9 protein-coding genes and 1 riboswitch are annotated in these 12,387 nt (G+C 52.0%); of the genes, 3 read left to right on the top strand and 6 right to left on the bottom strand.

Features of this window, described 5'->3' with window-relative positions; translation table 11 throughout:
- Positions 1-109: 109 nt before the first annotated feature.
- Complete coding sequence (locus tag LX66_RS12625; RefSeq protein WP_145713881.1) at positions 110-529, top strand: SdpI family protein; 420 nt, start codon at positions 110-112, stop codon at positions 527-529.
- 73 nt (positions 530-602) lie between these two features.
- On the opposite strand, the gene LX66_RS12620 is transcribed toward LX66_RS12625, so the two are convergent.
- The 5 genes from LX66_RS12620 to LX66_RS12600 form a co-directional block, all read right to left on the bottom strand.
- Positions 603-3,785 (bottom strand): efflux RND transporter permease subunit, encoded by a 3,183-nt coding sequence (locus tag LX66_RS12620; protein WP_145713878.1) that lies wholly within the window; start codon positions 3,783-3,785, stop codon positions 603-605.
- Between the two features lie 53 nt (positions 3,786-3,838).
- On the bottom strand, positions 3,839-4,969 hold the full coding sequence (locus tag LX66_RS12615) for an efflux RND transporter periplasmic adaptor subunit (protein WP_145713875.1): 1,131 nt from the start codon (positions 4,967-4,969) through the stop codon (positions 3,839-3,841).
- 51 nt (positions 4,970-5,020) lie between these two features.
- On the bottom strand, positions 5,021-6,355 hold the full coding sequence (locus tag LX66_RS12610; RefSeq protein WP_145713872.1) for a TolC family protein: 1,335 nt from the start codon (positions 6,353-6,355) through the stop codon (positions 5,021-5,023).
- A 303-nt stretch (positions 6,356-6,658) separates the two neighbouring features.
- Entirely contained in the window at positions 6,659-7,555 is an 897-nt protein-coding gene (lipA, locus tag LX66_RS12605) for a lipoyl synthase (RefSeq protein ID WP_145713869.1), read from the bottom strand.
- Between the two features lie 47 nt (positions 7,556-7,602).
- Positions 7,603-8,439, bottom strand: coding sequence for a hypothetical protein (locus tag LX66_RS12600; RefSeq protein ID WP_145713867.1), 837 nt, complete (start codon positions 8,437-8,439; stop codon positions 7,603-7,605).
- A 203-nt stretch (positions 8,440-8,642) separates the two neighbouring features.
- Between LX66_RS12600 and LX66_RS12595 the strand changes: the two genes are divergently transcribed.
- A complete protein-coding gene (locus LX66_RS12595; RefSeq protein WP_145713864.1) occupies positions 8,643-9,482 on the top strand; it encodes a phytanoyl-CoA dioxygenase family protein in 840 nt (279 codons plus the stop codon).
- A 10-nt stretch (positions 9,483-9,492) separates the two neighbouring features.
- On the opposite strand, the gene LX66_RS12590 is transcribed toward LX66_RS12595, so the two are convergent.
- Positions 9,493-10,797, bottom strand: a complete 1,305-nt coding sequence (locus LX66_RS12590) for a DUF2851 family protein (RefSeq protein WP_145713861.1) — start codon at positions 10,795-10,797, stop codon at positions 9,493-9,495.
- 135 nt (positions 10,798-10,932) lie between these two features.
- A riboswitch (SAM riboswitch) is annotated at positions 10,933-11,054 on the top strand.
- A gap of 149 nt (positions 11,055-11,203) precedes the next feature.
- Here LX66_RS12590 and LX66_RS12585 point away from each other — a divergent pair.
- Positions 11,204-12,385 (top strand): trans-sulfuration enzyme family protein, encoded by a 1,182-nt coding sequence (locus LX66_RS12585; protein WP_145713858.1) that lies wholly within the window; start codon positions 11,204-11,206, stop codon positions 12,383-12,385.
- The last annotated feature ends 2 nt before the right edge of the window (positions 12,386-12,387 follow it).

Raw genomic sequence — 12,387 nt, 5'->3', positions numbered from 1 at the left:
CTGCTGCAACTGGAGATGCCGGCTGGAGATGGCATGCTGTATAAGGGGATATTGATAAAATAAGCCGTTATTTTTTCGTAACTTCTGGGTGTCAACAAAGGCCGCGTGTATGAAAACGTTCCTTCACAGCACCTACTGCAATGCCAGCCTGCTGGCAGGCCTGGCATTCCTCTTCATGGGCTACTTTATACGGCGGTACCCGCCCAAAAGCATCCGCACCTGGTACGGCTACCGCAGCTTTTACTCCACGCAGAACCAGGAGACCTGGCACGCCGCCAACGCTTATGCCGCCCATATTTCCAGGCGTATAGGCCTGCTGCTGTTCGTTTTCGGCATCGCCTGCGCGATTTTCTTTACTGCGCAAACGGAACTGTTCTTTTACGTAACCATCAGCCCGGTAGTAATCGGTGCGTTGTACATGGTGGGGTATACGGAATGGAAACTGGGGCAGGATTTTGATGAAGATGGAAAATTGAGAAATTCCAAATCCCAAAAGCCAAATTCCAAACCGCAGGCAGGCCATCAATAATACGGAACTGTTACCGTTAGTCAGGCAATTGCCGTCAATTTGGAATTTGGCTTTTGGGATTTGGAATTTTTTATCAGATTTTTCCCTGCACGTCGTGCTCAGGGATATTGTTATAGCTTTCGCGTAATTTCCGCAATTTCTCCTTGCCGTAGGAGATACGGGTGATCACCACGAACAGTACCGGTACAATAAATATAGCCAGGAAGGTGGCTGTGAACATACCGCCCAATACGGTCCAGCCCATGGTTTTACGCGCTTCCGCACCGGCGCCGGAGGCCAGCACCAGCGGTAAAATACCCAACAGGAAAGCCAGCGAGGTCATCACGATAGGCCGCAAACGCAGCTTGGCTGCCTCCACCGCTGCCGTCACCACTTCCATGCCACGGTCCACACGCTCTTTTGCATACTCCACGATCAGGATGGCGTTCTTGGCCGCCAGCCCTATCAGGGTGATCATACCGATCTGCGCATATACGTTGTTACTAAGCTTGGGCAGTAAGGTCAGCACCAGGATGGCGCCAAACATACCGATGGGCACTGCCAGCAGTACGGAGAACGGAACCGACCAGCTCTCATACAACGCTGCCAGGAACAGGAACACGAAGACGATGGACAGCGCAAAGATGTACACGGTTTTGGAACCGGACAATATTTCCTCGCGCGTAAGGCCGGAGAACTCGTAGCCATAACCTTCCGGCAGCACCTGTGCCGCCACTTCCTGCAGGGCCTTAATGGCATCACCACTACTGTAGCCCGGCGCCGCGCTACCGTTGATCTCCGCGGAGCGGAACAGGTTGTAGTGCGAGATTACCGGTGCGCTCTCGATTACCTTATAGCTGGTTAGCGCACTCAACGGCACCATGTTACCGGCCTGGTTACGCACAAAGTACTGCCCCAGGTCCTGGATGCTGCCACGGTAAGTGGAATCCGCCTGTGTTACCACGCGGAAATTGCGCCCGTAGATGGTGAAGTCATTGATATAGGCGCTCCCCATGTAAGTTTGCAGGGCCGTGGCAATATCTGATATCTGTACGCCCAGCTTCTTGGCCTTTTCCCGGTCTATATCCAACCGGTAACCGGGGGTGCGGGCCGTAAAGAAGGAGAAGGCCCGGGATATTTCAGGACGCTGGTTAATGGCCATGGTAAAACGTTGCAATACGCTTTCAAACGCCTTGATATCCGTACCGCCTCTTTGCTGCAGCACAAAGGAGAAACCGCCTGTTTGCCCCAGGCCTGGAATAGCCGGCGGGGTGATCACCACCACGTTGGCTTCCTTAAACCGGGATAGTTTCTGTTGCAAGGTAGCTACCAGGGCGGAGAGCTGTTCGGATTTCTCCTTACGCTCGTCCCAGGGCCGGAGCTGGCAGAAGATGGTGGCGCTGTTGGACTTGGTGGCAAAGTTTACCACGTTCAAACCGCCCAGTGCCGCATAGTGACCGATAGCCGGTACGCTGTCCAGTATCTTCATCATCTGGTTCAGTGTAGCTACGGTACGCTCTGTGGAAGAAGACTCCGGCAGGTCATAGGTAATGTAGATACGTCCTTCATCTTCCGTGGGGATAAAGCCGGTAGGCTTGGCCCTGAACAGCATGATGGCACCTACACAAATGCACAGCAATATGATCAGCACAAAGCGGGAATAGCGGATGCTCTTTTTCACGCCCACGGAGTAACGTGATGTGGTATGCCCAAACCAGCGGTTAAACCGGTAGAAGAACTGGTTCAGGCCCTTTGAATCTTTGTCCAGGTGCATGGGCCGCAGGATGAGCGTGCACAGCGCCGGCGTGAGCGACAGGGCCACAAAAGCGGAGATCAACACGGAGATGGCGATGGTGATGGCAAACTGCTGGTAGAGGCGCCCTACGATACCGGGTATAAAGCCCACCGGTACAAACACCGCCGCCAGGATCAGCGCAATGGCGATCACCGGCCCGGATATTTCTTTCATAGCCTGCGCCGTAGCCTCCTTCGGCGACATCTTCCCGTGGTCGATATTATGCTGCACCGCTTCTACCACCACAATGGCATCATCCACCACGATACCAATGGCCAGCACAAAGCCGAACAGCGTCAGGGTATTAATGGTGAAGCCTAAGGGTATAAAGAAGATAAATGTAGCGATGATGGATACCGGGATGGCCAGTACGGGAATAAGGGTGGCGCGCCAGCTCTGCAGGAACAGGAATACCACCAGTACCACCAGCACCAGGGCTTCCAGCAGGGTTTCCACCACTTCTGCTATAGACACTTTAATAACGGACACCGATTCAAAAGGCACCACATAAGCCACATCGGCCGGGAACTGCGTCTTCAACTGTTCCATAGTGGCGTATACATTCTCCGCCGTTTCAATGGCGTTGCTGCCCGGCGCCTGGTATACCAGCAGGTAGGAAGCGCGTTTGCCGTCCACATAGGAGTTGCTGGCGTAGTTGAACTTGCCCAGCTCCACGCGGGCCACATCTTTCAGGTATACCAGGTTGCCATTGTCCGGGCGGGTTTTAACGATGATGTTGCCAAATTCCTCCGGGGTTGCCAGGCGGCCTTTTACCTGTATGGTATATTCAAAGGTTTGCCCCGCCTGTTGCGGTGGCGCGCCTACGGTACCGGCGGTGATCTGGGCGTTCTGCTCCTGCAGGGCCGCTCTTACCTCGTTGGCCGTAACGCCCATCTCCGCCAGCTTATCTGGCTTCAGCCAAACGCGCATACTGAAATCATCTGCACGTGTAAAGATATCACCCACACCTTTGGCGCGCAGCAGGGCGTCCTTCACAAACACGTTGGTATAGTTGTCCAGGAAAGTTACATCGTGCGTGCCCCTGGGCGAATAGATGGCTACCAGCATCAATATGCTGGGGATACGCTTTCTTACGGTAAGGCCCAAACGCTGTACCTCCTGCGGCAGGGTGGGCTGTGCAATGCCCACGCGGTTCTGCACATCCAGCGCTGCGATATTGATGTCTGTACCTACCTCAAAGTTCACGGTCATGCTCATGGCGCCGTTACTGGTACTGTTACTTTGAAGATAGGTCATGCCCGGCGTACCGTTTACCTGCACTTCCACCGGCGTGGCCACGGTCTGTTCCACTGTTTGCGCATCGGCGCCGGTATAGGTACCGGTTACCTGCACGGTGGGCGGCGTAATGTCCGGGTACTGCCCGATCGGCAGGTTCATCATAGCCAATATGCCTACCATCACCAGCACAATAGATATCACTATAGCGGTGACCGGTCTGCGTATAAAAGTATCTGCAATCATGATCTTGTTCTTCTATTGGTTCACTAAAGTTTAACGGGTGTGAAAAGCGCTGCTTACTTTTTAGCACCCTGCTGCGGCGGCATGCCTACCTGTATCCGGCCGCTGTCGCGCAGGCGCTGGAAGCCTTCGGTGATCACCTTATCACCTTGTTCCAGGCCGTCCAATATCACCACCTGGTCTCTCAGCTTGGGGCCCAGGTGCACCTTGCGCTGCAATGCGATAGAGTCCCTGGCCACGAACACAAAGAATTCACCCATCTGCTCGGTGATCGCTTTGTAGGGGATCACCAGCCGGTTGCCGGATGCATCGTTCAGCACATTCAGCACGCAGCTCATCCCGTCTTTCAGTGCATCGTCCGGGTTGCGGAATTCCACCCTTATTTTGATGGTGCCGGTTTGGTTGTCTACCCCACGGTCAATGGCGATGAGCTTCCCGTTATGTTTATAATACGCGCCGCCGGGCAGTTGCAGGCGGAAAGTGCTGTCATTATCACCACCGGTCTTTCCCTGCAGGGCCACAAAACGGCTGATGTCCGTTTCATTCACCACAAAATCCACGGCAATGGGATCTTCGCTGGAGATGGTATTCAGCAGCGTGGTGCCGGGGCTTACCTGTGCGCCAAGCTTTACCTGGGAGATGCCGATGCGGCCGGTAAAAGGCGCTTTTATCAGGGAGTAGTCCAGGTCCGTACGGGCGGCCAGCAGGCTGGCTTCTGCGGCTGCCAACTGGCTGCGGTTGGTTTCCAGGGCCGCGGCGGCATTATCCAGCGTTTGGCGGGCAATAGCGTCCTGTTCGGCCAGGCGCTCATACCGGTCCATATCTTTCTGCGCCTTGTTGAAATTGGCGCGGGCGCTCATAATGCTGGCCTCTGCCTGGCGGTAGGCAGCCTCATATTTGCGGCGGTCTATTTCATAGAGGGTTTTGCCTTTGGGTACCACCTCTCCTTCCTTAAAGAAGATGCCGGTGATAAAACCGGATACCTGGGCGCGCAGCTCCACCTTGTTCAACGCTACGACGGTAGCAGGATAGTTATCATAATAAATGGCCGCCTGCCGGGTGGCTTCCGCTATATTCACGGGCGTGGGCGGCATTACCATGGCTCCGTTGGACGCCGGGCCTTTACAGGCTATGAAGGAGATAACGCCAAAAGCGCAAATAAAAAATATAAGATTTCTTTTCTTCATCTGAAAATCGTTTATCGGATCCGGTTTATTCTTTAAGCTAATAGCCAGATGCTACAAGCTGGTTGTTAATGTTCCCAATGATCTTTGCAGATCTATTTTGCTGGACAATACCTGGTACAGTGCATTGAAATAATTAAGCTGCGCGGTACGCAGGTCCGTTTCAGCGGTAATCACTTCCAGGAAAGTTTTTACGCCCTCCCTGTACTGCAAATTGATCAGTTCATACACTTCACGGGCTTCCTGCATGTTCTCCCGCTGTAACGTATAGTTGTAGAAGTTACTTTTATAGGTAGCCATGGCCTGTGTATACTCTGTATTGATCTGGCTTTTCAGTGTTTCAAAGTCCCACTCGGTACGTTTCAGTTGCAGCTCTGCCGCGCGGATGTTCTGAATACGTTTGGAGCCCTGGAAGATGGGAACGGATACTTTCAGGCCAAAGTAGGAGTTGGGCAGGTTGTCTTTATACAGTTTGGAAAATTCGTTGTTAAGATAGGCCGCGTTGTAGTTGGCAAAGGCGGATACCGTGGGCAGGAAGCTCCACTTGTTATACCGCAGCTCTGCTTCCAGCAGGCGTTGCTGGGTTTGCAGCAGTTGGAACTCTATCCTGTTCTCATAATTTACAGTGGTGGTAGTATCCAGGCTTACTTCGCTTTCCATTTGCAGGGTATCATCCACCAGCTTCAGTTCCCCTGTTTCCGGGTAGCCCATGAGCTGGCGCAGGTAGGCGTATTTGCCATCCAGCAGCTCTTCGGCGGTTTTGCGCTGGCCTTTTGCGTTGTTCAGGGAGATATTGGCCCGCTTGTAGTCCGTTTTGTCCACTACCCCGGCCTGGTATTGGTTGTAAGCGTCTTTCCGGCTGCGTTCCAGGCGGATAATATCCTCTTCCAGCACGGCTATCTGGCGTTTGGTCAGCAGCACGTCGTAATACGCCTTGCTTACATCGCTTACCACGTCTATCCGGCTGCTGGCTGTGTTCTGTTTAGCCTGCCGGCGTACATCCCTGGCGGTGCGGCTGGCTAGTAGCACATCGCGGTTAAAGAGGTTCTGGTTCAGGGAGAGCGCGGCGGTAGATGAATTTTCCACCCCGGCCCGGATCGGGCTACCGTTAAAATAAGAAGTGGGTATCTGCAGGTAATGCTGGATATTATAATCCAGGTTGATCTGCGGATACCAGTCTGCCAGCTTGCTTTTAATTGTGGCCTCCGTGATCGCCTCGTCCAGGTGCGACTGCCGTACCACCGGCTGATGCGATAATGCATACTTGATACAGTCCTGTAAATTGGCGGGAGGCAATAAAGAATCCGGTAATTGCTGTGCGGAAGCGTAACTGGTAAAGCAGGCCATACCTATTACCGCAGCCACATAAAATAATACGCTTTGCTTCATAGAAAACTTTTGACAATCAATGCTTCTTTAGACCATTCAGAATACAACGGCGGGTTTTCCTGGCAGCACCTTTCAGCAATACACAGCATATACACATTGCAATAATTTAAATATTATTACAATCAATTGTATGGACAGAAAGGCCTGTCAGCCCGCTTTATAAGGTTGCTAACTGCGTTGGTGGTGGTACCAAACTGCGTTACAGGTAGGTTTAAGGTTTAAATTTGCTACGCAAAGATAAGTATGGTTCCCTATTTTTTCTGCATATATGGTTGAGTGGTTAAATAGCTATTTAACCACCTTTTATTTATTACGTCCGCTATGTATATGTTTTTCTGCATGGTAAGAGGAACGTACCAGCGGACCGGATTCTACATAGTCAATACCCATGCTGTAGCCTATTTCACGGTATTCTGCAAATTCATCGGGATGTACGAAGCGCACTACCGGCAGGTGCCGGGGTGTGGGCTGCAGGTACTGGCCCAGGGTTACTACATCTACCCCATTATCATAAAGGTCCTGCATGGCCTGTATCACTTCTTCCCTGGTTTCTCCCAGGCCCAGCATGATACCGCTTTTGGTACGCATGCCGCCTTCTTTCAGGCGGCGGATCACTTCCAGGCTGCGGTGGTATTTAGCCTGTATGCGCACCTGCTTGGTAAGCCTTTCTACGGTTTCCAGGTTATGCGACACTACCTCGGGCGCTACGTCTATGATGCGCTGCAGGTTGTCCCACTGCCCTCTAAAATCGGGTATCAGGGTTTCCAGGGTGGTATCAGGATTAAGGGCGCGGATAGCCTTTACGGTATTGGCCCATATGATGGAGCCGCCGTCTTTCAGTTCATCCCTGTCTACAGAGGTAATAACGGCGTGTTTTACCTTCATCAGGTAAATGGCTTCCGCCACACGCTGGGGCTCATCCCAGTCTACCGGCTCGGGACGGCCGGTAGCTACGGCGCAAAAGCCGCAACTGCGGGTACAGATGTTGCCCAGTATCATAAAGGTAGCGGTGCCTGCCCCCCAGCATTCTCCCATATTGGGACAGTTGCCGCTTTCACAGATGGTATGTAATTTATGGGTATCAACCAGGTTCCTGACCTGTTTGTAGTTCTCTCCTATCGGCAATTTCACACGCAGCCAGTCTGGCTTCTTGGTCCTCGGGGCTGTTGCCGGCGCTCCGCATACGGTTTGTTCTTGCATCGCTAACTCCTTTCTTTAGAACAACAAAGGTACTAACTTATCATTAACTATTTCCTGTTCCATCGTTTCCCGAACTGCAGGCTCAGGTAGGCATTGAAAAAGAACTTCTTAGGGTCCTGGTCCACCATAATGGGGACGTCTTTGGTATAGTATTCGGCATTGACCCCTACTTCCAGGGCGCTCACCACTTCATTGAACTTGGCCCAATCAAAACGCAGCCCCGCTTTGGCGTGCAGCCCCGGCACCACGGTCAGCTCGCCCCAGCCTTTGCCAAACCCGGCGCCGGCAATGATCCTGGAGGGATTGATGAAGGCAGCGGTATCCAGGAAGCTGTCCGTACCATATTTAATATCTTTTGCAAGGCCGTCTGTAGGATCCTCTACGGTCAGGTAATAGGGTTTCAGCAGGCCCACAGATACGCCGCCGTAATAGATGGCGGACACCTCTACACCGTTCTTGTTGCCTTTGCCGCCTATCAGGTAGCGCTGGCCCATGCCCAGCTTGGCCTGGTAAAAATTATTCCGTTTACCGTAGATGTAAGGCTTTTCAGAGTAGGCAAAATCGCCGATAGGCACAAAACGGCCCGGTTTTTTATCTTCCTTGGGGTGCTTCTTTTCTGCAAACTCAAACTGGAAGTAGTTCACGATCTTCCGGCTCTTACGGTAGCCCAGCTCTATAAAGCCGCTCCACCCATCCGTATTCAAACGCCCACCTATGGAAAAATCCCTTTCATAATTATTTTCCCCTTCCTCCAGCTCCCTGAACAGGGAAATACGTTTCAGTCTCCTTTCCTCCCGCTCCTTCTTTTTGGCTTCTTTATCAGACTGGGCCTGCAGGGTGCCGGCTACCATTAATAAAAATAAGACTAAGTGTAATTTTTTCACAGTAATGGGCTATTTGTATCAAATGTAATGAAAATCCCCAACTCTCCCCCTCCGGTCCGGGCGCTCCATATATAAACGCGGGTTTTCATTTATTGTTACAAACTTACACGATTTTTCCAGCATATATCCCCCTCTTTTATATAATATTAGTAGGCTGTAACGCCATTTATGCCGACATTTAGGAAGACAAAAAATGAATGCATATGGCTTTCCGGTTAACACAAGAACAGGTCGCCGCATATCATGAGGACGGCTTCATTGCAGTAAAGGGTTTTTGCGCTGCAGCGGAGGTAAATAAACTATATGCTACCGCCCTGGCAGATAATGCCATGCAGCAACATGCACTGGACCTGAATGACCAGACCGGCAAAAAGACCCGGCTCTCCCTTTGGTTTACCCCCGGCAATGATGTGTTTGGCTACCTTACCCGCAGCCATAAGATGGTAGATGCTGCGGCCGCCCTGCTGGACAGTGACGCCCCTGTTTGCCACTTTCATTCCAAGCTGATGCAGAAAGAGCCCAGGGTAGGCGGCGCCTGGGAATGGCACCAGGACTATGGCTACTGGTACAAGAACCAGTTCATGTTCCCGGATCAGCTCTTATCTGTAATGATAGCGCTCACAGCCGCCAATAAAGAGAACGGCTGCCTGCAGGTGATCAAAGGCTCACATAAAATGGGCCGTGTGAACCACGGCTTTGCCGGTGAGCAGGTAGGCGCAGACATGGTAATGGTGACCAATGCGCTTAAAACCATGGAGCTGGTCTATTGTGAACTGGCGCCCGGTGATGCGCTGTTCTTCCACCCTAACCTGCTGCACCGCTCCGAGGCCAACCTGTCTGAACACCCGCGCTGGTCCCTCATTTCCTGCTACTGCTCCCAGTCTAACCTGGCTTACAATGAAACCTCCGCTTCCTGGAAAACACCGGTGCAGGTGGTGCCGGATGAAGCCATCCTGGAATGGGAAGCAGCATCGCTGGGACAGGCGGATTTCCTCAAAAAGGAAAATGACCCGGCCCTGAAAGACACCGGCTGGGAGCAATGAATGTGCGAGATCAGAATATCCCTTCCCGCAGCAACTTGGCGCCTACCGCGCATTCCAGGCATTTTTTCTCGTCGCAGTAATGTTGTTTGAGCTGCAGCAGCGCCTGGGAGTCCAGGGCACTTTGCTGCATAATGCCTATCTGGTCCCATCCGTTGGTGATCTTGTTTTCCTCTGCCGGTAATATTTCCATTAACTGTAAGGCGCGCTCCTGGTAGTAGCTCATGCCTTTTTCCTTCCCGTACAGGAACAGCAATGGCAGTATCGTATTGATAAGAATATTATGTACAGCAGACCGGCCCGGGCAGCGGGTGTGGGTGGCGGCACTATCAAAGCGGTAGTGCTCCTGCCAGTAGGCGGAAGGCTGTACAGCAAACAACTGCTCTAAACCGGTAATGCTTTCCGTTTCCAGTATCCCGGAAAACAGGTGCGGGGTTTGATATATCAAAGCGGCCAGGGTGGCAATGCGCATGGTGGGAAAAGAAGCCGGGCGCATGCGCAGCCAGTTCCACAGGTGCGCCGGCAGGGGCTGCAGGCGGTATTTATGCCGCAGGTAGCCGTACTCCTGCTGTAACTGCCTGGGATAGGCGTCCTGGAAGACTTCCTCCTGCAGCATCCCGGCCTGGCCAAAGAGCAGCGCTTCCAACTGCAGCAGGTTAGGCCGGTGCCTGGCCAGCAGGGTATGCGGCAGGGACTGGGCCAGTTGTAAAAAGGGCATGGCATTTACCGGCATGCCAAAGCTTTGGGCGATAGCCCGGTAGCATACTTCCTCCCAGTTATATTTGGTTTGCAGCAACCAGTTTTGGAGTGTGCTGGTTTTACGTTCCCAGCGCTCAATCAGCAACCGCTCCTTCCAGTTGTGCCAGATCAGTTCCGGCACGCTGCAGGCATTATATTCACAGGGTACAAATGCGGTATGTTGCCGCAGCATATCGTACCGCTTCATGATCAGTTTGGGTATCTGTTGCTGCAATTCAATACAGGGCGGCATACTCTCCGTATCATAATACTCCACGTCATGTTCAAACACCACGTGCAGAATAACATTGCTATACTGCTTGTTCCGCTGATGCCCATGCCGGTACCAGTCAGATGTACGCAGGTGCAGCTCTACATTGCCGGCCCATAAGGTATTGCCGATTCTTATTTTAGCCGCCGTAAAATCCGGGCCCGCATGATGGTTGTGCGTACCGGGGTGAATGACCTGTACCGGCTCCCCTTCTGTAGTACTAAGACCGGTGGTTTTAAACAGCCTGAATTTCCAGATGTGCTGAAATAACTCTTCCGTAAGTAACGGGCTAACGCTTGCGATCATCATTGGTTTGGTGGTTTTATCGGTGTCAACAAATTTAATTTGCTAAAATATTTAGCAAATAAACAACTTCCTTTCTGAACTTCCAAATTTGGAAAATTCATCAAAGTACCATTACCTTTGCACCCAGTTCTTAAACATCACTTATCCAGAAAGGCGGAGGGATATGGCCCTGCGATGCCTTAGCAACCATTTCCGTTCCTTGTGAACGGGGAAAAGGTGCTAATTCCTGCCCCCGGGTAATGCCGTGGGAAAGATAAGTTGGCAGAGAAATACATTCCTTCTACAATATTCAAAAGGGGCTCTTCCAACGATCCGGAAGCGCCCTTTTTTTATTCCCCTTCTGGCAGTAATGAAAGAGTAACTGACCACAGGCGCTGCCTGGCAGCATAAAAAATAAATTAATTAACGGATGAAAACAGCTACGCAACTCATCCATAGCATTCCGGTAGATGAACTGACAGGCGCCATTTCCGTGCCGATCTATCAAACCTCCACTTTTGTGCAGGAATCGCCCGGCATCAATAAGGGATTCGAGTTTTCGCGCGCCAACAACCCTACGCGCAAGGTACTGGAGAATATTATCTGCAACCTGGAAGAAGGCTATGCAGGCTTTGCTTTTGCCAGCGGCATGGCGGCTATTGACGCTGTGCTGAAGCTGTTAAAATCCGGCGATGAGATACTGACCGTAGATGACACCTACGGCGGTATATTCCAGATGTTCCATCACATGATAGAACGCTTCGGGATAAAAGTAAACTTTACCGATACCAGCAATATCGACAACATATCGGCAGCTATTACGCCCCGTACCCGTTTTATATGGCTGGAATCGCCCACTAATCCCACACTGAAAATATCGGACATCAAATCCGTGAGCAAAATAGCCAGGCAGCATGACATACTGCTGGTAGTGGACAATACCCTGTGCACGCCGCTGCTGCAGCAGCCCATTCCCATGGGCGCCGATATTGTGATACACAGCGCTTCCAAGTACCTGGCTGGCCATACAGATGTAATTGCAGGCCTGGTAGTGGTAAATACCAAACCGCTGGCGGATCAGCTACGTTTTAACCAGAACATTTCCGGCAGCATCCTCAGCCCGTTTGAGGCCTGGCTCACCATTCGCGGCATTGAAACGCTGTACCTGCGCCTGGAAAAACAGTGCAGCAACGCCATGGCCATTGCTACCTGGCTGGCCACGCACCCGGCGGTAGACAAGGTTTTTTACCCCGGGCTGGACACGCACAAGAACCACCATATTGCACGCAAGCAGCAAAAGCTGTATGGCGCCCTGGTAAGCTTCTCATTAAAGAACGACAATATCAAGAGCGCCATCCGCATTGTAAACGCCACCCGGCTGTTTAAGCTGGCGGAGAGCTTCGGTGGGGTAAAAAGTATGCTGGACCATCCTGCTACCATGACCCACCGCAACATCCCGGAGGACTTCCGCAAAAAAGCGGGCCTGCAGGATAGCTGTATCCGCCTGTCCATTGGCATTGAGGATGCCGAGGACCTCATCAACGACCTGAAACAGGCATTAGATAAATTAAACCAACCATCATCAGGAAAACAAATCACCGTTTTACAATAAAT

The sequence above is a fragment of the Chitinophaga japonensis genome (assembly GCF_007830125.1).
GTDB lineage: Bacteria > Bacteroidota > Bacteroidia > Chitinophagales > Chitinophagaceae > Chitinophaga > Chitinophaga japonensis.
Note: the sequence above shows the minus strand (reverse complement) of the source record. Positions and strands in the feature narration are given on the sequence as shown.